At 53.1% G+C, this 22,666-nt stretch carries 25 protein-coding genes and 1 other annotated feature; of the genes, 20 read left to right on the plus strand and 5 right to left on the minus strand.

The window, feature by feature from the left end:
• Window positions 1-12: 12 nt before the first annotated feature.
• From ABIE48_RS04850 to ABIE48_RS04870, 5 genes are all read left to right on the plus strand, one after another.
• Window positions 13-1,005, plus strand: coding sequence for a quinone oxidoreductase family protein (locus ABIE48_RS04850; RefSeq protein WP_192715180.1), 993 nt, complete (start codon window positions 13-15; stop codon window positions 1,003-1,005).
• Between the two features lie 120 nt (window positions 1,006-1,125).
• Entirely contained in the window at window positions 1,126-1,581 is a 456-nt protein-coding gene (locus ABIE48_RS04855; protein WP_192715179.1) for an SRPBCC domain-containing protein, read from the plus strand.
• Window positions 1,582-2,005: 424 nt separating this feature from the next.
• Window positions 2,006-2,140, plus strand: coding sequence for a hypothetical protein (locus tag ABIE48_RS04860; protein WP_354518408.1), 135 nt, complete (start codon window positions 2,006-2,008; stop codon window positions 2,138-2,140).
• 27 nt (window positions 2,141-2,167) lie between these two features.
• On the plus strand, window positions 2,168-2,518 hold the full coding sequence (locus ABIE48_RS04865; protein ID WP_354518410.1) for a restriction endonuclease: 351 nt from the start codon (window positions 2,168-2,170) through the stop codon (window positions 2,516-2,518).
• A 102-nt stretch (window positions 2,519-2,620) separates the two neighbouring features.
• Window positions 2,621-2,854, plus strand: coding sequence for a hypothetical protein (locus ABIE48_RS04870; protein ID WP_076170422.1), 234 nt, complete (start codon window positions 2,621-2,623; stop codon window positions 2,852-2,854).
• Between the two features lie 503 nt (window positions 2,855-3,357).
• Here ABIE48_RS04870 and ABIE48_RS04875 read toward each other — a convergent pair.
• From ABIE48_RS04875 to ABIE48_RS04885, 3 genes are all read right to left on the minus strand, one after another.
• Window positions 3,358-4,341, minus strand: coding sequence for a glycoside hydrolase family 43 protein (locus ABIE48_RS04875; protein WP_192715178.1), 984 nt, complete (start codon window positions 4,339-4,341; stop codon window positions 3,358-3,360).
• 218 nt (window positions 4,342-4,559) lie between these two features.
• Window positions 4,560-5,630, minus strand: coding sequence for a hypothetical protein (locus ABIE48_RS04880; RefSeq protein WP_145025198.1), 1,071 nt, complete (start codon window positions 5,628-5,630; stop codon window positions 4,560-4,562).
• On the minus strand, window positions 5,620-6,195 hold the full coding sequence (locus ABIE48_RS04885; protein ID WP_192715177.1) for a sigma-70 family RNA polymerase sigma factor: 576 nt from the start codon (window positions 6,193-6,195) through the stop codon (window positions 5,620-5,622). Before ABIE48_RS04885 ends, ABIE48_RS04880 begins: the two co-directional genes overlap by 11 nt.
• Window positions 6,196-6,315: 120 nt before the next feature.
• Here ABIE48_RS04885 and ABIE48_RS04890 point away from each other — a divergent pair, with 120 nt between their 5' ends.
• Both ABIE48_RS04890 and ABIE48_RS04895 read left to right on the plus strand, forming a co-directional pair.
• Window positions 6,316-6,831: a hypothetical protein gene (locus ABIE48_RS04890; RefSeq protein WP_192715176.1), complete on the plus strand. Its 516-nt coding sequence runs from the start codon at window positions 6,316-6,318 to the stop codon at window positions 6,829-6,831.
• A gap of 74 nt (window positions 6,832-6,905) precedes the next feature.
• A complete protein-coding gene (locus ABIE48_RS04895; protein WP_089545849.1) occupies window positions 6,906-7,112 on the plus strand; it encodes a zinc ribbon domain-containing protein in 207 nt (68 codons plus the stop codon).
• A 74-nt stretch (window positions 7,113-7,186) separates the two neighbouring features.
• Here the strand turns inward: ABIE48_RS04895 and ABIE48_RS04900 are convergent, their stop codons facing one another.
• Complete coding sequence (locus ABIE48_RS04900) at window positions 7,187-7,633, minus strand: GNAT family N-acetyltransferase (RefSeq protein ID WP_354518414.1); 447 nt, start codon at window positions 7,631-7,633, stop codon at window positions 7,187-7,189.
• 197 nt (window positions 7,634-7,830) lie between these two features.
• Between ABIE48_RS04900 and ABIE48_RS04905 the strand changes: the two genes are divergently transcribed.
• The 10 genes from ABIE48_RS04905 (at window position 7,831) to ABIE48_RS04950 (ending at window position 18,122) form a co-directional block, all read left to right on the plus strand.
• Window positions 7,831-8,100, plus strand: a complete 270-nt coding sequence (locus ABIE48_RS04905; protein ID WP_192715175.1) for a hypothetical protein — start codon at window positions 7,831-7,833, stop codon at window positions 8,098-8,100.
• A gap of 82 nt (window positions 8,101-8,182) precedes the next feature.
• Window positions 8,183-8,418, plus strand: a binding site (T-box leader).
• Between the two features lie 94 nt (window positions 8,419-8,512).
• Window positions 8,513-10,075 carry a 2-isopropylmalate synthase gene (locus ABIE48_RS04910; protein WP_192715174.1) on the plus strand — a complete coding sequence of 521 codons (1,563 nt, stop codon included), beginning with the start codon at window positions 8,513-8,515 and terminating at the stop codon, window positions 10,073-10,075.
• Between the two features lie 82 nt (window positions 10,076-10,157).
• Window positions 10,158-10,631, plus strand: coding sequence for a YbaK/EbsC family protein (locus tag ABIE48_RS04915; RefSeq protein WP_192715173.1), 474 nt, complete (start codon window positions 10,158-10,160; stop codon window positions 10,629-10,631).
• Between the two features lie 263 nt (window positions 10,632-10,894).
• On the plus strand, window positions 10,895-11,563 hold the full coding sequence (locus ABIE48_RS04920; protein ID WP_105441721.1) for a helix-turn-helix transcriptional regulator: 669 nt from the start codon (window positions 10,895-10,897) through the stop codon (window positions 11,561-11,563).
• Window positions 11,564-11,917: 354 nt separating this feature from the next.
• Complete coding sequence (locus ABIE48_RS04925) at window positions 11,918-13,009, plus strand: alanine racemase (RefSeq protein ID WP_145025188.1); 1,092 nt, start codon at window positions 11,918-11,920, stop codon at window positions 13,007-13,009.
• A gap of 26 nt (window positions 13,010-13,035) precedes the next feature.
• Complete coding sequence (locus ABIE48_RS04930) at window positions 13,036-14,247, plus strand: M20 family metallopeptidase (RefSeq protein WP_192715172.1); 1,212 nt, start codon at window positions 13,036-13,038, stop codon at window positions 14,245-14,247.
• Window positions 14,247-14,708, plus strand: a complete 462-nt coding sequence (locus ABIE48_RS04935; RefSeq protein WP_145025184.1) for a RidA family protein — start codon at window positions 14,247-14,249, stop codon at window positions 14,706-14,708. The genes ABIE48_RS04930 and ABIE48_RS04935 overlap by 1 nt, the downstream gene beginning before the upstream one ends.
• A gap of 146 nt (window positions 14,709-14,854) precedes the next feature.
• Window positions 14,855-15,085, plus strand: coding sequence for a DUF3311 domain-containing protein (locus ABIE48_RS04940; RefSeq protein ID WP_116232318.1), 231 nt, complete (start codon window positions 14,855-14,857; stop codon window positions 15,083-15,085).
• Window positions 15,085-16,575: a sodium:solute symporter family protein gene (locus tag ABIE48_RS04945; RefSeq protein WP_192715171.1), complete on the plus strand. Its 1,491-nt coding sequence runs from the start codon at window positions 15,085-15,087 to the stop codon at window positions 16,573-16,575. The genes ABIE48_RS04940 and ABIE48_RS04945 overlap by 1 nt, the downstream gene beginning before the upstream one ends.
• 341 nt (window positions 16,576-16,916) lie before the next feature.
• The gene (locus ABIE48_RS04950; protein ID WP_145025178.1) at window positions 16,917-18,122 is read left to right on the plus strand and encodes an acyltransferase; all 1,206 of its coding nucleotides are present in this window, start codon (window positions 16,917-16,919) and stop codon (window positions 18,120-18,122) included.
• Window positions 18,123-18,235: 113 nt separating this feature from the next.
• Here the strand turns inward: ABIE48_RS04950 and ABIE48_RS04955 are convergent, their stop codons facing one another.
• Window positions 18,236-19,153 (minus strand): NADP-dependent oxidoreductase, encoded by a 918-nt coding sequence (locus ABIE48_RS04955; protein WP_192715170.1) that lies wholly within the window; start codon window positions 19,151-19,153, stop codon window positions 18,236-18,238.
• Between the two features lie 144 nt (window positions 19,154-19,297).
• Between ABIE48_RS04955 and ABIE48_RS04960 the strand changes: the two genes are divergently transcribed.
• The 3 genes from ABIE48_RS04960 to ABIE48_RS04970 all read left to right on the plus strand — a co-directional run bounded on the left by ABIE48_RS04960 (window position 19,298) and on the right by ABIE48_RS04970 (window position 22,277).
• Window positions 19,298-20,170, plus strand: coding sequence for a LysR family transcriptional regulator (locus ABIE48_RS04960; RefSeq protein ID WP_192715169.1), 873 nt, complete (start codon window positions 19,298-19,300; stop codon window positions 20,168-20,170).
• A gap of 116 nt (window positions 20,171-20,286) precedes the next feature.
• On the plus strand, window positions 20,287-21,156 hold the full coding sequence (locus ABIE48_RS04965) for a LysR family transcriptional regulator (protein ID WP_354518419.1): 870 nt from the start codon (window positions 20,287-20,289) through the stop codon (window positions 21,154-21,156).
• 221 nt (window positions 21,157-21,377) lie between these two features.
• Window positions 21,378-22,277: an NAD-dependent epimerase/dehydratase family protein gene (locus ABIE48_RS04970; protein ID WP_192715167.1), complete on the plus strand. Its 900-nt coding sequence runs from the start codon at window positions 21,378-21,380 to the stop codon at window positions 22,275-22,277.
• The last annotated feature ends 389 nt before the right edge of the window (window positions 22,278-22,666 follow it).

The raw sequence follows: 22,666 nt of genomic DNA on the forward strand, positions 1-22,666 counted from the left end.
GGAGTAAACCTGATGAAAGCTCTAATCGTAGAACAATCGGGGGAGGCGCTGGCCCTTCACCTGAAAGAATTGGAGGGTCCGGCAGCAGCACCGGGCAGATTGACTATCGACGTCGCGTATGCCGGCGTAGGCTTCGTGGATGTGATGCTGGCCAGAGGGGAATTTGACCACGTTCAGCCGCCTTATGTCCCCGGTTTAGAGGTTGCCGGCTATGTGCGGGAGATAGGCGAAGGCGTCAAGGGCTTCCGTGTAGGCGAGCCGGTTGCGGCGATGACGCTGTCTGAGATTGGGGGATTTGCCACGGTGGTATCGATCAGACCCGAACTGACCGTACGGCTTGCAGAGCTCGATTCCACTCTGGATCTGGCATTGGCTGCCGCTTCCATCGTCAATTTGACTACGGCTCTGATTGTGATGAAAGACGTGATCCGCCTGCAGACAGGCGGAAGCCTGTTGGTCCATGCCGCTGCCGGAGGGCTGGGAAGTTTCCTTGGCCAGGTCGCCCGCCGGCTGGGTGCCGGCTTGGTGTTGGGCACGGTTGGATCGGAAAGTAAACAGAGCCTGGCCTCCACTATTGGATACGATGAATTATTTGTGCGCCCCGGATTCGTCGAAGAGGCGATGAGGGCTACCGGCGGCCAAGGCGTTGATGCCGTACTGGATCCTGTAGGTGGAGCCATGAGAAGGGCGAGTCTTGACGTGATGAAGCCATTTGGTCAGCTCGTTGTGCTTGGCAACGCCGGTGGGGAGCCGGATACACTGCAATCGACCCAAGAGCTGTGGTTTAAAAATCTGTCCGTCGCCGGATTTCAGCTTGGTACATACAGCGATGCTAACCCCGAGAGGGCAGGCCAAAGGGCCAATGAAGCGCTGCAAATGCTGGCCAAGGGGGAAGTCCATGCGGACATCTTCGGGATTTATCCGGCTTATGAAGCTCATGAAGCGCTTCGTCTTCTGGAGACCGGATCCACACGCGGGAAGCTGCTGCTTAAGATGGATGAGTGAACATGCGTTTCGTTTAAGCCAAAAATAGATTGGCTTCAACCTGCCTGCATGCTAAAGTAAAAAAATGGATGGAACGATCCGGCAATACCAGCTCCTATCAATCCATGGAAGGTGAATGAAATGGCAGTCAATCCATCAAGCAGCAGCTTGACGTACGAAGTCTTGATCGCAGCTCCGCCCGAGCGGGTGTGGGCGGCCATTGCCACATCGGAAGGAACACGCGCCACGTTGTTCGGGTCCAGTATCGAATCGACCTTTGAGCCGGGGGCCCGCGTCGAATTCCGGGGACCGGGGCCGGATGGGGACCGGACGCTTCATGTGTACGGATTCGTGAAGCAGTACGAGCCGGACCGTGTATTTTCGTATGAACAGCATCCCGCTCCGGCATACAATCAGCAGCATGAGTCCGTATTTTGCGATATGACTTATCAATTGACGCCGGTGGGGGATCAGACCAAGCTGGAGCTCACCTGTTCGTGGTCCGAGGGCAACCCGGGATACGAACACGCCAAGCAAGAGTATCCGGCCTCGTCCTATATGGACGCGATCCGGAATTTTGCCGAAGGGACGGAGTAGACCCGGACGGCAGGGACACCGCCGGTTGATCTGTCTCTCCATTTCGTGATGCCGGGACGGCGCTGCAAACCAAAAAAGGCTTATCTCCATTTGGTGGAGGTAAGCCTTTTCAATGAGCGCCAAGCATGATCATCTATAGAATGAGAGTCTCGAACGGGGACTGGCAAGCGTCCTACTGTTAGCCAAAGGGCAATGACGTATTCCAATTGTTTTATCAAATCTCAAGATGACATACTAATCCCTCCAAGTAGAATATTAGTATTTAGTTTCTTTCTTGATATAAAAGAGTCTGCAGATTGAAACGTATAATGATTGGCAATGATGGTTGTTAAAGGAGTAAAGCTAAATGACCATTTTGTTCAGTTTATCGATCATCATAATCTGTTATTTGCTGTATTCGAATCAGAAACAGAAGCTACTGCTAGTGAACTATCAAGAAAATGCCCTTGAAGCATTCTCTTCTCATGAAGATATGAAGGAGACCCTTCGAATTGGTTTATATAATCGTTTCAAACGTGATTTGGAAATGGAAAAGGAAGGCAATCCATTATTATTTTAGCAATTCGCTGCTGAGATCATAACCACGGTGCGTGGTGGCAGAACTTATGTCACAAAAGGGTCAGGGGACTTTGGCATTGATATTGAAGAGCATTCTGATGAAGGACTATATCTTGGGCAAGTAAAATGCTATAGTGATCAGAATTTAGTAGGATTTGATCCTATCGCTATCGTGCATTCTCAAATGATCAAACAGGGTGCGGCGGGAGGTTATGTGATCACAACGAGTGATTTTTCCTCAAATGCTTATACGTATGCGAAGGGTTTAAATATTGACCTAATTAACGGCAAACAGGTTGTTGATTTGTGGTTGGATTATTTAGACGCGAAACATGATCATATAAATGGGTTACAACCTATTCCACAAATGCAAAATTAAAGTTTAGGTTTATTTTTTGTTAATGAGTCAGGGATAGGAGATATGTTATAATTTCAGGGTAAGGTTGTTTCAAATCAGGAAAGGCAAAAGGAGGTTGGAAGGATGAATTTTAGTCTAAAAGCTCCTGACGGTACGGTCATTGAATCGTATTTGAAAGATCATAAAGAATTTATTCGTATAGATGGCCTGGAATATGAGGTCCACAGTCCTGTAGATGAGCTGGATTCTGATCCCGAAATCCGCCATATGATCGAAGCATCGGAGACGGATCTGGTGGAGGGAAAATTGTACTCCACAGAAGAATTAATCGAATCGGTGAAGCGTGGTGAGCTGTAGTTGATTGTCCAATGGACGGAAACGGCAGCTAATCGGCTACGGCAAATTAAGAGTGAGCATTTCACCGAGCAAGAAACAAGGGAATATAAAATAAGCCTCATCAGACGAGTGGAAGAACAAGTCGTCAAAATGGAGCTATAATGCCTTCGCGTGAATACCCAAATACGTATTACTGTATCGTCGACCGATATATCGTATCTTACAAAGTACTGGATAACGGCGAGCGTTATGTGATTACTTCATTCAAGCATAGTGCAATGAAGCGTAAATAAGAATGATGACCGATTCCCAAGGGAGTCGGTTTTTTTGTGCCCACAAACCTTAGCATCGCCCTTCCGCATTCTATGGGGAAATGAGAGGGCTGAAAAGTCTGCTTTCTAGTTAATTGGATCTTTGTTAACCTTTTGGAAAATGCCGTATGTGGAGCTGACTGTACGGTGGTGTGAGAGGAGGGGGAAACCCGCCCCCTCCCTTTCATTTTGCCTCGAGCGTGTCACATGCAACTACTTCCCGTACGGATCGATCGTTTCGATCGTACCGTCCTCGTGGATCGTCAGCTCAGTGAATTTGACGCAGCGTTTGTTGTCCGCGCCGCCTGACAGAGAGCTGTCGTGATAGAACAAATACCATTTATCCTGGAACTGCACGATCGAGTGGTGGGTCGTCCAGCCGATGACCGGCGTCAGGATTTTTCCTTTGTACGTAAAAGGCCCCTGCGGGTTCTCGCTCACAGCGTATACGATGTTATGGGTCGTGCCGGTCGAGTAGGACAGATAATACAGTCCGTTATGCTTATGTACCCACGGTCCTTCAAAATATCTCCGTTCCTCGTCCCCTGCCAAAATCGGCTGGCCGTTCTCATCAAGAATGGAGATTTCGCGTGGCGCCTCCTTGAAGGTCAGCAGGTCGTCGCTCAGCTCGGCCACTCTTGGCCCCAGTGCCGGTTCGTCGGCCGCCGGGCCTTCTGCATTCGGATCAAAGGTGCCCGTCTGCCATTTTTCCAGCTGGCCGCCCCACAACCCGCCGAAGTACATAAAAGCGCTTCCGTCATCATCCATAAGAACGGCCGGGTCAATGCTAAAGCTGCCCGGGATATATTCCGGCTGCGGAGTGAACGGTCCCGCGGGAGAAGAGCTGGTGGCTACGCCGATCCGGAAAATGTTTTCGTGATCCCGTGCCGGAAAGAAGAGGTAGTACGTATTGTTCTTATAAGCCGCATCCGGAGCCCAGAGCTGCTGCTTGGCCCAAGGGATATCGCGGAGATGCAGCGCCTCGCCGTGGTCCTGGCATGGGGAGTTCGCATCGTCCATGGACAGGATGTGGTAGTCCTCCATGTCGTACTGGTCCCCGTTATCGTTGGACGTGTGCTCATGGTCCAGATCGTGGGAAGGGTAAATATACAATTTGCCTTCAAACACGTGAGCCGAAGGGTCGGCGGTATAGATGTGGGTGACCAAAGGCTCGCGCTGTGTCACAGGCTGAGTCATCTCGTTTCCTCCTTAATCAGTGGTTGGATGGATGCTGCAATAGGTGTTCCTTTCCATTTTAACAAACAAACCGGGTCAAAAACCTACAAGATTTATAGGTCTTTTCCTCAAAATTTTAGGTTTTTAAGAGAATGGATGGTTCCCTTATTGAGACGATCAATTTTAGAGGGGAGCATCCATAAAAAAAACAGGCGCCATTTCTGGCGCCTGTACACTCCCTACCAAGGCGTTTCCGTTTTATGTTCAATCACTTGCGATACTTTGGGTTCAACCATTTGTTTCAATTGTTCCAGCGCACGCTCGTCATCGGAAGCTCCTCCATGCGAATCGGCCTGGATTTGTTTTTTAGCCTGAGTGCTTGCGATGACGTCTATGACCTGTTGCTTGGAGATCTTTTTGGATGCTGCGATCTCGACGACAGATGCACCCTTTGCCAATTCTTGTTTCAATTCTGCTGGGCTCATGTGAAGTAAAGCAAAGAGCTTTTCATCGTTTAAAAAGGCATCCGCAGTATAGTCAGGCTTACCGTTTGTAGTGAAAAAGCCTTCCACGGATGGGGCAGGGCCGCCTCCGATCAGCGAAACGCTGATCGTATTCCCTTGAACCATCGCCTGATAGAACGGCGTTGCTGATCCCTTTTCCGTATAGTTCAATATCACCGTTTTTGAGTCCGAATTCTGCATCGGCTCCATGCTGTATTCGTACTTACCGATGCTGCCGTACAGTTTGTTAATGAGATCATCGACCTTCGACTTAATTTCTTGATCGGTTAAGGAGATGACCGGCTTCTCCTGAGGCTGCCAGTTCTCCTGATTCACATGTTCGATTTCACCCGTAATACCGTTCAGATCAAGCCGGATCTTTTTGCCGTGAGCTCCCTTTTCCTGCAGCACGATGCTGGTTTGGATAGCTTTCCCCTGAGTTGCATTCGCGGGATTTCCTCCAAGCTGGCTGGCGTCGACGATCTCAAACGACTTGGTTTCCGGGTAAGAGCGATACAGCTTGTCAAGCGCTGCCTGGCCAACCGCATCCACCTTGACTTGTTCAGCCGTCATCGGTGTTCTCGTCGCCATTTCAATCAGGGGAGGGGCCGCGAAAGCCGCGGTTGGAATCATAATTACAGCAGCAACGATGCCGCCGAGCCATCGTTTTTTCATCGTTTTTTTGCTCCTTTGTCGTTGTACGTAATGAGAATAGGATTGTTCGATTCGTTTGGAAACAGCCGGGGGGCATTCCATGGTCTCTGCCTCTCGGGTCAGGTATTCGCGGATTTGGCTTTCAATAGGCATTGTTCTTTTCCATCCTTTCCAGGGGGAGGTTTCCCAACTGTTTTCGAAGCGACTGCAGGCCGGCATGATATCTGGACTTGACGGTTCCCAGCGGAATATCGAGTAATGTTGCTATCTCCTCCAGCGTATAGTCATGGTAAAAGCGGAGGATGATCACCGTTCGCTGTTTATCGGTCAGCTTGTGCATGGCCTTTGATATCTCGGGGTCTGTCCCATCCGTCGTCACCGCGTCCTGATCCCAGTGATGCTCTTCCCGGGAAAAGACACGGATGCGTTCGAAAATTCGGAACCTCCTCCAGCTTTTCATCCGGAATCTCTGCACTTGGCGGATGACCAAGCCGTGCAGCCAGAAGTGGAAAGGACGATTCGGATCATAATTGGGAAGCGAGGTCCATATTTGCATGTAAATCTCATTCATGATATCTTCGCGATCCTGCGGATGGTCCACCAGAAAAGAGACGGTCCGGTAGACATCCCGATAGGTGGCATCATACAATGTGTGAAACGCCTGCTGATCTCCTTCGATCATTTTTGTGAGCACGTGGTACATTGATTCGTTTTGCATTCAGAGGGCCCTCCTGGGTAAGCAGCTTACACCCTATATTGTCGCTCGACGGAAAAAAGGTTCGGTGTTTATATCATCCTATAAAAAATAAATATTTGGGCTATATAGGGGGTGGTGCTTTTGCGCGAAAGTTTCGAGGGCAACCTTTTATCCTTTCGAGTCGATTCCGAGGGATTTCTGTACGTGAGGGATATTCTTATTGAACTGTCCTCCCGGTTTCCGTTATCGCTTCAGGAAGCTTTAGTGTTGGTAAACGATCATTTGCGAGATCAAGAGATCGCCTTGGGGGATCTATTTTATCATGAAACACCGGAAGCCTGGTCCAAGGATATGTATTGGGGGCATGATCAATATTGGTGGAAAAGAGGCGAAGAAAGGCAGGCATTTGGGCTGCCGGAACTGAAGCCGGTTCGTCCGGACCGGTTGGAAACCTATGAATTGCGGGAAGGCGGGCAGCGGCAGGAAGGCGTGGAAGACATGTTGTTCTTTCCCGTCAGATTGCAGGGTGAACTCAAGAAATTGGGCTTGCTGCCGGATGATCATAAGAAGGTCTGGAGCGCCGAAGCGCTGAATTACAACGTCGCCTTGGAGGAATTATACAAATATAAGGGCTGGGGGAAGTATTCGGAAGAGTAACGGTTTGCAACCATGCCTTAACACGAACCGTATTAGGATACAAAACGCGAACGCGAATACGGAGGTAATGAGAGATGAATGAACAACAGGGATGCGTGAAATGCGGCAGCCGCAACGCCAAAACGAAAGAGGTGGCCATGACCGGCACAGGCCTGTCCAAAATGTTTGATATCCAGCACAACCAATTTGTTGTCGTCTATTGCGAAAATTGCGGCTATTCCGAATTTTACAATAAGCAATCGTCGACGGGATCGAATATTCTCGACCTGTTCTTTGGTTAAGCCGTGGAGGAGCGTCCTCCACAGGCTTTGATCAAAGATCGCCTTTTCCAGGGCGGTCTTTGTTGAATAAATCGTCAGTCTCCTATCGTTTTGGTCAGCATCAGCTCATCGTCTTTAATATAATTGCAGTGTTCATACGTTTTAATGGCAGCGTCGTTCCTCTTGCCAGTCAATACTTTTACGCTTTTTACGCCACGTTTCCTAAGATTTTCTTCCAGACATGAAATGATTGCACCCGCAATTCCTCTCCTTCGCGCGGCTTCTTCAACATACAGTTCCGTAATTTCCCCTTGCGGCTCTTCATAACAAAATGAATGAAAACTTTGGGCACAACCAAAACCAACGACTCTGCTCCACATTTCCGCCACGGCAATCAATTCATTGTTGATCTTCAGGCTCTCCATGATTTGATGGGGAGGCCGTTTGTCACCTCCGTTAAATGCTTGATTTAGCCTCGAGAGTTCCTCTGCATCGGATACTGATGCCAGTCTTACCCTGATATCCGTATTTATTCTTTTCACCTGACCTACAAGTAATATGATTACATATTCTACCACATTGATGCGACGACGGGACGCAATTATTTAATTTTGAGGTCCTGCTGAAAAAGGGCTACATCCGCAAAATCAAAGTCGTCCAATCCGAAAACCGTCCGGAGAAAACGACCTACGGCATTACCGACGAGGGCCGCAGGGCGCTGGAAGAGGAAATTTATGCAGTGTTCCAGAATTTTACGAGCATCACGAGCTTGTATTCATCCCTGTTGTTTCTGGATAAAGTGGACAAGCATGAGCTGGCTTACATTATCGAGGAATCCATCGCCCGGCTGGAGAAAAAAATCCGGCTGATCGAGGAGCGGCCCGGCTTTTCCGAGGTTCCGGACAGGTACCGGGATTCGGCCCTTTTTATAAGTGAGCACGCTTACCAAGCCTTGTCGAATGACGCCAACTGGCTCCGGAAGCTGGTGGAACATCTCCGTTCTGCTTGATGCCTCAGCTTCAACTTTTTGGAAAATCCAGGGTTGACAAAAGCAAATGGATGCCATAATATAATTAACAATTTCATACCTCATAAAGGTTTCGATTAGAAATAGTAGAAGTGAAGTGACTTTTCAGAGAGCCGCTGGGTGGTGCGAAGCGGTATGGTCGATCATTTCGAACTCGTCTATGAACCGCCACCTGACAATGTAGGGTTTGCCGGAGTTCCACCGTTACAGGGATAGATGGTGATTGCCATCGAAGAAGATCATTTTTGCATTGCTGAAAATGAATTAGAGTGGTACCGCGGGTTAAACCTCGTCTCTAGCGTAGAGACGGGGTTTTTTTGTTGGCCAAATTCCGGGTTTGGCCGGCACCCCTTTTAAATATATATAAACTACACTCATTTGGGAGGAATAGCAGATGAACCGCAAAATTATCGTATTGGACACGACGTTACGCGACGGAGAGCAGGTGCCTGGCGCCAAGCTCAACACGCAGCAGAAGGTTGAATTCGCGCAGCAGCTGAAGCGCCTCAATGTAGATATCATCGAGGCGGGCTTCCCTGCGTCGTCGGCGGGGGATTTTCAAGCCGTGCAGGAAATCGTCAGAACCGTGGGGGACAGCGTCTCTGTGACCGCGCTCGCCCGCGCAGTGAAAAGCGACATCGAAAGCGTGTATGAAAGCATCAAGCTGGCACAAAATCCGTTTATCCATATCGTGCTGGGCACGTCCAACATCCATGTGGAGAAAAAGTTCAGCCGCTCGAAGGACGCCGTCATGCAGATGGGTGTGGATGCGGTCAAATTTGCGAAGACGCTGCTGCCAGAAGTGCAATATTCCACGGAGGATGCGTCCCGGTCGGAATTCGAGTACCTGTGGCAGACGATCGAAGCGGTGGTCAAAGCCGGCGCGACGATCATCAACGTTCCAGACACGGTAGGCTATGCCGTTCCGGAAGAGTTCGGCGAGCTGATCCGCAAAATTAACGAGCGGCTGAAAAACCTGAACGACAAGGTCGTCCTGAGCGTGCACTGCCATAACGACCTGGGGCTGGCCACGGCAAACACACTGGCCGCCATCAAGAACGGGGCCGAGAAGGTGGAGTGCACCATCAACGGGCTTGGCGAACGCGCCGGCAACACCTCACTCGAGGAAGTGGTGATGGGGCTGAAGGTGCGGGAGAATTATTTTAACTGCCACACCCAGATCCAGCTGAAGGAAATACTGCGCACCTCCCGGCTGCTGACGCATTTGACGGGCCTGGACGTGCAGGTCAACAAGGCGATTACGGGCGAAAACGCGTTTGCCCACTCGTCCGGCATTCATCAGGATGGACTGCTGAAAGATAAAAACGTGTATGAAATCATGTCGCCGGAGGAAGTCGGGGCTGAGAGCATGGAATTGATCCTGACCGCGCGTTCCGGACGGCATGCGTTCAGAAATGCGGTAGAAAAGATCGGCTTCGACACGAGCAATCCAAACGATTTTGAGGAGCTGTTTGCGAAGTTTCTGCAGCTGGCCGACGCCAAAAAGGAAGTGTACGATCATGACGTCTTCTACCTGGTGACCGAGCACCGCAAGATCGATCAGGGCACCAGCCATCTGTATGAGCTGGAATCCTTCCAGGTCGTGACCAACGACCTCGTGCCGACGGCGACCGTCCAGCTGAAAAAAGGCGGCGAAAGCTATACCGACAGCAAGGTCGGGGACGGACCGATCGATGCGCTGTACAGCGCGATCAAGGCCTTGGTCGGACTTGACGTGCAGCTGAGGGATTATAAAATCAACAGCCTGTCCCGGGGCAAAGAGGCGATTGGCCGCGTCAACATCCGGCTGGAATACCAGGGCAAAACTTATTCGGGACGGGCGATGGATACCGACATTATCAAGGCGAGCGCGCTGGCGTTTCTCAACGGCATCAACGCCGCTGTACTGGACGCACCGGGCGAGCCGCAGGCGGCTGTGCAGGGCGCAAGCGAGTAAAGGAAAGACGGACAGAGGCTGGACCCAGCCGAATGCGTGTGTAGTAATAAACCGTTCCGATAGAAGGGAGGAGACATATATCATGGCATTAAAAGAGAGTGCCGAACGGGTGCAGAGCCATCTCCGTGACATGGGCTTTGACCATCGGGTGGTGGAACTGCCGGAGAGCACCCACACGGCGGAGGAAGCCGCGGCGGCGATTGGCTGCGAAGTGGCACAGATTGCGAAGTCAATTATTTTCCGTCTGAGCGGTTCAAATGAACCTGTACTTGTTGTAGCAAGCGGCGTAAACCGCGTCAATGAAAAGCTTGTTTCCTCCTCGCTTAACGTCAAGCTGAAGAAGGCTGACGCAGATTTCGTGCGGGAACACACCGGCTTTGTCATCGGAGGTGTAGCGCCGATTGGTCACCTGGAGAGAATCACGACGATTATTGATGAAGACTTGTTGAAATTCGGCACCATTTGGGCGGCGGCTGGTCATCCGAAGGCGGTATTTTCTTGCACCCCGGAGGAGCTAATTGCAATGACAGCCGGACAGGTAATGACCATTCAATAAGGTATGGGGCCAAGGTTATGGGTACAGCCGGAGACGAACTATGCGATTGGGAATCAGTTCGGGCTCCGTATTTAAGGTGCGAATCCAGAGGAAGCAGCAGTAGGTGCTGCTTCTTCTGTTCTTATCATTTTTCGTATAGTCCTGCCGCGGATCTGCCGTCATGCCTTGACAAAAGGAACGATTTTGAAGAAACTAGTCGTATATGAAAGTTTTTTTGATATTCAAAATTATTTTTAGACGACAGATTAAAGAGAGTGGGATCTATGGAACATATCAAGGAAGAGCTGAATGTGCTGCTGCCTGTTATCCGAGCCATCGCCGCCCAATTTGGGGAGAAATGCGAAGTGGTGCTTCACGATTTGACGCAAGGGTACGAAAGCACGATCGTGGCGATCGAGAACGGCCACATTACCGGGCGGAAGGTCGGGGACTGCGGCAGCAACCTCGGGCTGGAGGTGCTGCGCGGAACCGTGACGGAGGGAGACCGCTACAACTACATCACCCAGACGAAGGACGGCAAAATATTGCGTTCCTCCTCAACCTACTTCAAGAACAGCAAGGGTGAGACGATCGGAGCGCTCTGCATGAACCTGGATATTTCCGATCTGCTCGTTGCGGAGAATACGATCCGCTCACTGACGATGCACAGCCTCGATCAGGAAGTGAAAGAGGTATTCGTCAACGACGTGAACGATCTGCTTGATTACCTGCTGCAGGAATGCCAGAAGGAAATCGGCAAGCCGGTCTCGCATATGAGCAAGGAAGACAAGGTGAAGGCGGTGCAGTTTCTTGATATGCGCGGCGCTTTTCTCGTGAAAAAGGCGGGGGATAAAGTATGCCAGTTCCTCGATATTTCCAAGTTTACGCTGTATAACTATCTCGACGAAATTCGGGCAAACCAGGACAAAGGCATGCCGAAAAACAGGGTATAGCAAGAAGAAGCCGGCGGACCAGGGCTGGATGGATTTCGAATAGCAATGCGGCAGACAAGGGCAGAAGGAGTCCACGCAATTGCATGAACATAAGTGGGGAACGAATGCTGCATAAGAGTAGGCCTGTATTTCGGGCTATACTTTGTCATGAATTGAAAGCGTATTCAGATTTGTGATAAATCATAGAAATTATATTGACAATGCACGGAGAAGGGATTCATAATGTGAACAATCAAAAAAATATTTTTTTGATCTAATTATTTTTTTTGTAATTATGGAGTTTGATGGTCTCAGCGAGCCTATTACAAGGGCACATCTAGATCCAGATTTTGTGTCATTCAAGGAGGGAGCAAGATGGTTCAAACCGTATCAACGCCTGCCGTCATCGTCGATTTGGACATTGCCGAACGCAACATCCGCAGCATGGCGGAGGAAGCGAGAAAGGCCGGAATCCGGCACCGTCCGCACATCAAATCGCACAAGTCGGTTTATTTTGCCCGCAAGCAGCTGGAGGCCGGAAGCACCGGCATCACCTGTGCCAAGCTGGGGGAAGCGGAAGTGATGGCTGAAGCGGGGATCGACGATATTTTGATCGCTTTTCCCATCATTGGCGAAGACAAGCAGGAGCGGCTGTATCAGCTGGCGCAAAAAGTCAAAGTAACGACGGTCGCCGACAGCGTGGAAGGCGCCACGGCCGTGTCGGAGGTGGGCGAGCGTCTCGGCCGCCGCATACCGCTCTACATCGAGGTTGACGGAGGCATCGGGCGCTGCGGCCGCCAGCCGGGGGAGGACACGCTGCAATTTGCGCGGCGGATCCAAAGCCTGCCGGGGATCGAAATCACCGGACTGCTGTCCTATGCGGGGCAGATTTACGGCGAAGAGAGCCGGGAAGAGATCCGCAGCACGGCACGCCAGGAGGCGGCTACCCTGAAGAATACCGCCGATCTGCTGAGGGAAGCGGGGATCGACGTTCCGGTCGTCAGCGGCGGTTCGTCGCTGTCGTCCAAGTTCGCAGGGGAGCTGGAGGGCGTAACCGAGATCCGCGCCGGAAATTACATATTCCACGACGTGGGCCAATTGTCAATGGGCATGATCTCGGTGGACGATTGCGCGCTGCGGGTGATCACGACGGTCGTCAGCGTTCCGGCTCCGGGCCGGGCGATCATCGACGCGGGATCCAAAACGCTCACCACGGACACGATGCCGTTCTCTAAAGGTTTCGGCTACATCGTGGAGCATCCCGACATCGAAATTTTCAAGCTGAATGAAGAGCACGGGTTCCTCAGCTATGATCCGGCTTCCGTATCGCTTCACATCGGCCAGCACCTGACGATTATCCCGAACCATGCCTGCGTCCTTCCGAATCTGTGCGATGAAATCGTCGGCTTCCGCGGAGGAGTGCCGGTCGAGAAGATCCGGATCGATGCAAGGGGCAAGAACAGCTAAGCGCTACAGAGAGGAGGCTGTGATTCATGGGGAAGGACCTTGATTCATTTCACGAGCAGGAGCTGCTGGATATCGTCTGCGGACTGATCCGCATCCCGAGCGAAAATCCGCCGGGGCGTGAAGAGGCGGCCGCCCGGTACGTCTTGCAGCTCCTCCGGGACGAGGGGATCGAAGCCGAGCTGCAGTGGGCCGCGCCGCAGCGGCCGAATGTGGTCGCCCGGTTGAAGGGCGCGGCGGAAGGGCCGGCGCTCCTGTACAACGGCCATCTCGACGTTGTCCCGGCCGGGGAAGGCTGGGGCGAGGACCCGTTTGCCGCCGTCGTCCGGGGCGGCGAGTTGATCGGCCGGGGTGCGGCCGATATGAAGTCGGGCGTCGCGGCCATGCTGTACGCGGCCATCCTGCTGCACCGGCGCGGCTGCCCGTTCGCCGGGGAGCTGATCCTGCTCTTCAACGTGGATGAAGAGCGGGAGAATGTCGGCATGCGCCACCTTTTGCGCAGCGGCGTACACGCCGATTTCGCCGTTATCGGCGAGCCGACCGATCTCGGTATCTGCACCGCCCATAAAGGCGTCGGCCGCTACCGGATCCGCACGGCGGGCGTCGCCGGCCATGCGGCGAAGGTGCTGGAGCCCGACAACGCCATTCCGAAGATGGCGGCGCTCATCTCGGCGCTGGAGCCGCTTCGAAGCCGCCTCAAAGAGAGCGCCGATCCGCTCCTCGGGTACGCGACGCTGAACGTCACGCAGATCAAGGGCGGGACGGCGCCGAACATCGTGCCGCAGCACTGCGAGATCGAGGTCGACCGCCGGGTTATCCCCGGCGAGACGGCGGCGCAGGTGCTGGAGCAGCTGAAGGAGGCGCTAAATGCAGCTGGAGGCACAAGCTCAGGCGCAGGCTTAAGTGCCGGAAGTGGTGAAGTCACCTACGAAGTAGACGACTACTTGTTTATACCGGCATCGACCATTCCGCAGGACCATGAGCTTGTACAGACGCTGGTGGAGGTCACCGGTAATGTTCTCGGGAACCCGTCCGCCATCGGTATTTTCGAAGCGACCTGCGAGGCGCCGTTTCTGTCCGTTGACTTGGGCATACCGACGGTTATATTCGGACCAGGATCGCTGGACCAAGCCCATGTGAAGGATGAGCGGGTTCCTGTCCGTCAGATCACGGACGCAGCCAAGGTATACATGCAGCTCGCCATGCGGCTGCTTCAACAACAACCATTACAGGAGGAATGATGATGAGCATTCAAGAGAGATTGAAAGAACTGAACATCGAGCTGGAGCCGGTTGGCGAGCCGAAGTTCTCGTACGTTCCCGTAAATCAGGTAGGAAATCTGCTGTACACTTCGGGTCATGATTGCCGCAAAAACGGGGAGCTGATTTTAACAGGCAAGCTTGGAGAAGAGCTGACGATCGAACAGGGGCAAGAGGCGGCGCGCCGGTGTATCGTGAACATTTTATCGTCGCTGCAGGCCCACCTGGGCAGCCTGGACCGAGTGAAGAAAGTAGTGAAAATGCTCGGTTTCATCCAAAGCGCTCCGGGATTTAAAGATCAGCCTTACGTGCTGAACGGGGCGTCGGATCTGCTGATCGAAGTGTTCGGGGAGAAGGGTAAACATGCGCGCTCCGCGATCGGGACAAACGAGCTGCCGTTTGATACGCCGGTCGAGGTGGAGATCATCGTCGAGATCGAATAACGGCGGTAGAGCAGACTGCCTGGAGAGCTATTTTTCATACAAAAAAAGGAGGGGGTTCAACCCAATGAACCACCACTCCGGAAAATGATCAGATTATTAATGTAACAGACCGAAGCTTGAAAATCAACGAACCGGAGGATCGAACGATGAAGAGCAAGGTTCCATTATATCTGCTGTCTCTTATCGCATACCTGGGGATGCCGCTCGGCGTCATCTGGATGAATCGGATTTACGAGGAACGCCATGTGTTCGTGCTCGGAATGCCTTTATTGCTGTTCTGGATGGTGCTGTGGATCCTCCTTGGGGTTGGCATCATGCTGCTGGTTCATAGGCTCAATCCGGACAACCTGGAAGAAGAGAAGGAGGCGACGGAGTAATGTCACATCAGGCTATTTCCATCTCGATTATCGGCATTTTTCTAGTTCTGGCGCTGTATCTCGGCATCCGGGCGTCGAAAGGCAAAAAAATGAGTCTCGAAGAATGGTCCGTCGGTGGACGCGGATTCGGGACGGCGTTTATTTTTCTTCTGATGGCGGGCGAGCTGTATACGGTCAACGCCCTGATGGGCATCAGCGGCTGGGCTTTCGGGCGCGGCGGAGCTGCGTTCTATAACATCACGATGCTCAATTTCATCATCGGATACTGGCTGCTGCCGAAGATTTGGAAGTATGGGAAGGAGCACAATCTGATCTCCCAATCCGACTTCTTTATCAAAAAATACAACAGTCCGGCTCTGGGCATTTTCGTGGCGGTCGTCGGCTTCATTTCAATGATTCCTTATCTGATCATCCAGCTGAAGGGGCTGGGGCTGATCATTTCCGAGGCGTCGTACGGCGCCATCTCCCCGACCGCCGCCATCTGGATCGGCGTGATCGCCGTCACGGTCTATGTGATGATTTCGGGTATTCACGGCTCGGCGTGGACCGCCGTCATCAAGGATATCCTCATCGTGGTGGTCGTCGTGTTCCTCGGTTTGTACCTGCCGATTCACTATTATGGCGGCATTGGGGATATGTTCCGGGCAGTGGAGAACGCTAAGCCCGGTTTCCTCGGCCTGGAGGACAAGGGGTACAGCACGTCCTGGTACGTATCCAGCCTGATTCTGCTGTCCTTCGGATATTACATGTGGCCGCACGGCTTCATCGCCACCTATTCCGGCAAAAATGCGCGCTCCATCCGCAAAAATACGCTCATGCTCCCGCTGTACATGCTGTTTACGCTGTTCGTCCTGTTTATCGGGACGTCGGCGGTACTGCAGGTGGATGGCGTCAGCAACAACGACATCGCCATTTTTGCCATCGTGAAGCAGACTTTCAGCCCCTGGGTCGTCGGTCTCCTTGGCGCTGCCGGGCTGCTGACGGCGATCGTTCCGGGATCGATGCTGCTGATGACGACGGCATCGCTGATCGCTAACAACGTCGTCAAAGCGCTTCGTCCGCGGACGGACGACCGCTCGGTCATGAGTTTGGCGCGCTGGCTGGTGCCGGTAGTGGCCGCGGTCGCGCTCATCTTCACGTTCAACAGCGGCTCGGCGATCCTGCTGCTGATGCTGAGCGGGTACGGTTTTGTGTCGCAGCTGACGCCGGCGGTGGTCACAAGCTTTATGAAACGGAATCCGTTGAACAAGTACGGCGTGTTTGCCGGAGTGACGGTCGGCGTGCTGATCGTCGCTTATATCAACCTGATCGGCGCCACCATGGGCACCTTTTTCCCTGCGGCCCCGAACTGGTTCCAGGATTTGAACGTGGGGATCGTGGCGCTGCTCGCCAACATCGTGGTTTCCCTGATCGTCAGCGCAGCGACCCGATCCTTGTCCGCCAGCCGCGGCAGCGCCGCTGCCGAGCGTGCGGCCGTCAAAGGTGCATGATCGGTGCTGTGAGCAAGCAGCGGGATAAGTCAGAAAGATATCGTTATGACCGTGGGGTGAGCCTTTAGATCAAGGGGTCCCTTAATGGATGGATTGCTATTTGTTAGGCATTTTTCGTTATACACGGCGCTTCGTGCCGGGAACGTCCAGAAGATGGACTTCCCGGTTTTTTTTATATGTATCGGGAGGTTATTAGAACCTGGAGAATCATGAACTTGTATGGGGCAAAAAGAATGACCTTTTGGATGAGATAAAATCTGTTAATTCCGCCTGCTTTAAGGTTCATTTAATATTGACCGGGTATACTGGCCCTGACCAAGAAGAAGGAGGACCTCATGCTCATGGGCAAACCGCGAATCGAAGAATGGACGCAGCTGCGTGGCCTCGCCTTTCTGGCGATCGTGATGCAGCATTCCATTGCCGAGTATATCTACAGGCCCGACATTGTGGCCGCGGATTCCACCATGCTGACGATGATCTACCACCTGACCCGTTTCGGAACGCCGACCTTTGTATTTTTGTCCGCCGTGCTGCTGTTCTACAACTATGGTGAACGGTTTCGGTATGGCCCGTTTATCCGCAAACGGTTCGGAGATGTGTATGTCCCTTTCCTGTGCTGGACGGTGATTTATTGGCTGTATGTCCACGTATTTACCCCATCCTTCTGGCAAAAAGGAGGACAGGACTGGGGAGCGCTGCTGAAAGAGATGTTCGTTCCTCAGACGGGATACCAGCTGTGGTTTATCCTGATGATCTTTCAGTTCTACCTGCTGTTTCCGCTGTTTGCCTGGGCGTTCCGGGCGGCGCGGCGTGTGATCGGTCCTATGGAGGCGAAGAAGCGGGCAGGGGTGCTGTCCGTGATCCTGGGCGGTTCTTTTATGATCTACGCTGCTCTGCTGTATCTCTCCTATTACCGGATGGGGAGCTGGGCCGAAGGGCATGGCGGACCCTGGTCCGTTTTGCTGCAGTACCGCAGCTATTCGTTTGTGATGTACGGTTTTTATTTTGTGGCCGGTGCGGTATGCGCGGCATCCGTCTCCAACTGGCGGAAGTGGTGCACCCGGCTGCTGCCTTGGACCGGACTCCTGTTCCTGGCTATGTACATCAAGCTGGGCTATGACGTGCTGCAGGGGTCGGGCGAGGTCGTGAATTTAAATATTTCCACTTACCTGCGGCCATCGACCTTTGTCATCATCGTCGCGCAGATGCTCCTCCTGTACGGGCTGCTCATCATGATGCAGGGGCGGAGCCAGGCTTTCCTGCGGATGCTGACCTGGATCGGCCGGTATTCGTTCGGCGGGTATCTTGTGCACGCGCTGATCATTTACGTGATCGCCTTTTTTACGCGACCGATGGATCTAGCCGGCAGCCACGTGTCTTTTACGCTCCTGACCTTTGGCCTGACTGTGCTCGCTTCGCTCGGCATCAGCTACACGCTGTCGCATCTGCCGGGATCGCGCTGGATCATTGGCGCAAAGCGCCGTGACGTGAAGCAGGGCAAGCCGGACGAGACCGGCTTCCGCAAGGAGTCGCCGACGGTGTCTTGATGCCGTGATGAAAGTCCATTGGAACAAACCAATTATGATTCCAATCATCCCGCAGCGAAAAGGGGTGCCATCGATCATTGATTGATGGCACCCTTTTTGATTTCGAAGGTAAATTAGACCGAGAGGACGATCTTTCCGCGGCCATGGCCGGATTCGATCTCCCGGTGGGCTTCCCGGGCCTGATCCAGCGGCAGCACTTTGCGGATATGGATGTCGACTTTCCCTTCGTTGTATATGCGGACAAGCTCGGTAAGACGTTCTTTGCTGCGCGTGCCGGCCAGCTGCCGGATGCCGAGCTTTTGGGCCTGAACACTGGGGACCATCGCTACAATTCGGCTGGTGTCCTGAACCAGGGCCACGGATGCCTGCAGGGAGAGGTCATCCCCGCCTCCGGCATGCAAGGCGGCGTCCACTCCTGCGGGAGCGATAGCGTGTATGCGGGCGGCGAGCCCATCCCCGTAGTCGAGCGGAATGGCGCCCAAACGCTGGAGATGATCGTGATTGGCCCCGCTGGCCGTGCCGATCACCCTGCCGGCGCCCCAGGCCAGCGCGAGCTGCACGGCAAAGGTGCCCAGCCCCCCGGCCGCCCCGTGGATCAGCACGGTATCCCCGGGCTGAATCCGGATCGCTTCCAGCGCCATATGGGCGCCCTGTCCGTTGCCGGTAAAACCTCCTGCGGTTTCCCAAGGCATGGCCGCCGGTTTGCGGACCAACTGGTCGCTGCTGACGACGACATATTCGGCATAACCGCCAAACATCGTAAAGCCGATCACTTCGTCCCCGCACGCGAATTCGCTGACGCCGTCCCCCACCTCGTCGATGATCCCGGCAAATTCATTGCCCGGGATGATCGGAAAAGGGTGGGACTGCGCGTACGGGACGCTTCCGCTGCGGACCTTGGCGTCGATTGGCATGACGCCGGCCGTTTTGACGCGTACCCGGACGGTTCCCGGCCCGGCGGACGGGACGGCCAGCTCGGTCAGCTGCAGCACGTCGGGCGGCCCCAGGCGGTTAAACGTTATGGCTTTCATTGAACTCACTCCTTGACTTATCCTGAATTGTAGATCCCATTGATTTCCTTTTCAGGTTATTTTATAATCAGGCTGCGATAAACGGAAATATATATTTAATTATGACTCTATATATTCAAGTGTATAGAAAAAGGAGGGAGAGCTATGGAGCTGCTGCAGCTTCAATATTTCAGGACTGTCGCCAAGCTGGAGCATATGACAAAAGCGTCGCAGGAGCTGCGGATCGCCCAGCCTGCGCTCAGCAAGACGATTTCCCGGCTGGAGGAGGATATCGGTGTTCCGCTGTTTGACAGGCAAGCGGGTAGAATTCGGCTGAATTCCTATGGGAAGGCGTTTCTGACAAAAGCTGAGGAAGCGCTCCGCCTGCTGGAGGAAGGAAAGCGGGAGGTAGCGGACCTTGCCGGGCTGGAGCGCGGGAGCATCCGTCTGGTCACGGCGACGCTGGAGCGGATGACGGGGCCGATCACCGAATTTATATCGGCTCATCCGGAAGTGAACTTTCAAATTTCCCAGGCTCCCATTGAGCAGATGATAGAATTTCTTACTTCGGGAGAGGCCGACCTCGGCTTTACGCCGCTGCCGCTGGATCAAGCGGGATATGCTTATAAAGCGGTGCTGAGCGAGGAATTGTACTTGGCCGTGCCCTCGGCGCATCCGCTTGCCGGCCGCCGTCAGGTTACTTTGAAAGAAGCGGCGGCGGAGCCCTTTATCGGATACCGGGAGGACTTTGTCTTTCAACAAATCAATGACGGCTTCTTTGAGCAGGCCGGAGCGGCTCCCCGCTACATTTGCCGGGTCGACGAACCGCCGGCGATCCTAAGCCTTGTACGCGCGGGCGTCGGGGTAGCGCTGTCCGGCTGCAAAAAAGGAGATAAAGAAATACCCGGTGTCACTCTAGTGCCCGTGTCAGATCAAGCGTGCCGGCGCCAATATTACCTCGTATGGAGCGAGCAGCGCTATTTGTCGGCCGCCGCGTGCGAATTTAGGGACCACGTGGCCGCATATTTTGCTGAGTAGACGTGGCCTAGGAAAAGTAATTACAGCCGCTGTACTTGCCAGCAAGCAGGAGACGTCTGCAATCTTTACCGGACGGAATTCAAAATATAATGAGCAAAAGGAGGCTTGTGGATTTGGTGGATTTTGAATGGTACCGCAGCTTCTGCGCGATTTACAAGCATCTTTCGCTGTCGGAAGCCGCCAAGAGCCGCATCATGACACAGCCGGCGATGAGCCAGCATCTGGCCGCGCTGGAGGCGGAAGTGGGCGAAGCATTGTTTATTCGAACCTCCAGAAAAATCGTGCCGACGGAGCGGGGAAAGGAGTTATATTCCCGGGTTGCTCCCCTGATCGAATCGCTGGAGTCGACGACGCATGATTTTAAATCGGCATCCCTGCCTTCGATGGCGGTGACGAAGATCGGGACAGCCCATGAATTTTTTAAGGAAAAGATACTTCCCAGACTTGGAGATTTTCCTACCTGTACGGTCACCCGTTTCGGGACAGCCGATGTCCTGTTGGACCAGTTAAAGGATGAACAGCTGGATATTGTTGTCACGCCGAAAAAATACCCGATTCCGGGCATTGGATATACGAAATCCATGGTCGAGGAATTTGTCATCGTTGCGCCAGCGGCCCTGGACGTTCCGGAAGTGCGGAATCCGGAAGAAGCCGAACGGTGGCTTTCCGCGCAGCCCTGGCTCAGCTACGGCCTGGAGTTGCCCATCATCCGCCGGATCTGGCGGGAGCATTTTCATAAACGCCCACTGATCCGACCCATTCATGTCATCCCCAATCTGCATATGATTCTGAGCGCGGTCGCGAGTGGAGCAGGAATCAGCGTGGTGCCCACGTATATGCTAACGCATGAGCCTGAATCACCGGGCTATCGAATACTGTGGGAAGAATTGAAAGTAAGCAACGACATTTTCTTGGCTTACCAGCTAAAGCATAAGCATGTCACCCACATTCAGGAAACGATGTCTCTTATGCAAGGGCTTGTTTGAGCGCCGCTTTCAAGTTGATGTTCCCTCATTTATCGATAAATAAATTTATGATGTAATAGATAATTCATAATTTGTTTTCTGGATAAGTCCGTGTTTACAATGGAATAAAGAATCCTCGACCAGCCGTATAGCACGGGGATTCAGGACTGTGACCGTGCCCGGGTTCAGCCGTTCGCAGAACCTGGTTCGCAAAAGGAATCCAGAGAGATGGGGGAGAGAAAATGAAGATTTTTTTAACAGGAGCATCTGGTTATATTGGCGGATCGGTTGCCAAAACGTTTGTGGATCAAGGGCATACCGTCTACGGTTTGGTCCGAAATCCGGACAAGATGGAGCCACTCCGGCAGCTCGGTATTGAACCGGTGCTGGGCACGCTGGACGACGCACAGCTGCTGACAGACTATGCCCAAGCCAGCGATGCGGTCGTGCATACGGCCGACTCGGACCATCATTTTGCTGTGGAGACATTGATCACTTCTTTGCGCGGTACAGGCAAGGCGTTCATTCACACCTCCGGTTCCAGCGTGGTGGGAGACGACGCCAGAGGAGATCATCTCAGCAGTGATATTTACGATGAGGAAACGCCCTTTGTCCCGATGGACATCCGGGCGGAACGGGTGAACATTAACAAGCGGGTCCGCCGGGCCGGCGTAGATGAAGATGTAAGAAGCATTGTTATCGTCCCGTCCATGATCTATGGGGTTGCGCTTGGGCTCCCGGTCGAAAGCGATCAGCTGCCGCAAATCATTCGCAAATCCCGGGAAATGGGGGCAGGCGTTCATGTCGGCAAGGGCGTAAACCGTTGGTCTAATGTGCATATCAAAGATTTGGCGCAGCTCTATGCGCTTGCATTGGAAAAGGCTCCGTCGGCTTCCTATTTCTACGCTTCGGACGGGGAGGAATCTTACGGGGATATTGCCCGGGCGGTGAGTGACGCTTTAGGTTTCGGCGGCAAAACAATCAGCTGGCCGGCGGAAGAGGCGATAGCGGAGCTGGGAGACTGGGCGCGGTTCGCCATAGCCTCCAACAGCCGGGTGCGTTCGGTTCATGCCCGGAATTTGTTAGGCTGGCAGCCCAAGGAAGAGGGGCTTCTCAGCTGGATTCAGCATCATTTGAAATGAGGAAAGGCGTTGATTTTCACTATTTCACCTCGTTAACGCGTTACCTTGTGATCTTGCATCCCTTCCACCGATTGTAATACAATGCTTTTAAATTTTAGTTCGAGCTAATTCATAGGACACAAGCTGTGAAGGAAAGAGTAAGCGGAGAAAGCTCCTGCCAGGGACGGTATGCCGATAGACTGGAAGCATCCGAGGGACACTGCCCGCCGAAGTTCATTCCTGAGCCGGTATTTTGATTCCCTGCATGAGGAATGCAGGACGTAGGAATACCCGTTTCCCTTGCGTTAAAAGGTTCAAGTGAGATGTGCAGCCTACACGTGTGCATGTCTAATAAGGGTGGTACCACGACTCCTCGTCCCTTGGCGGACAGGGGTCTTTTTTTGTTTGAT

The organism is Paenibacillus sp. OAE614 (genome assembly GCF_040546645.1).
In the GTDB taxonomy this organism is placed as follows: Bacteria; Bacillota; Bacilli; order Paenibacillales; family Paenibacillaceae; genus Paenibacillus_AQ; species Paenibacillus_AQ favisporus.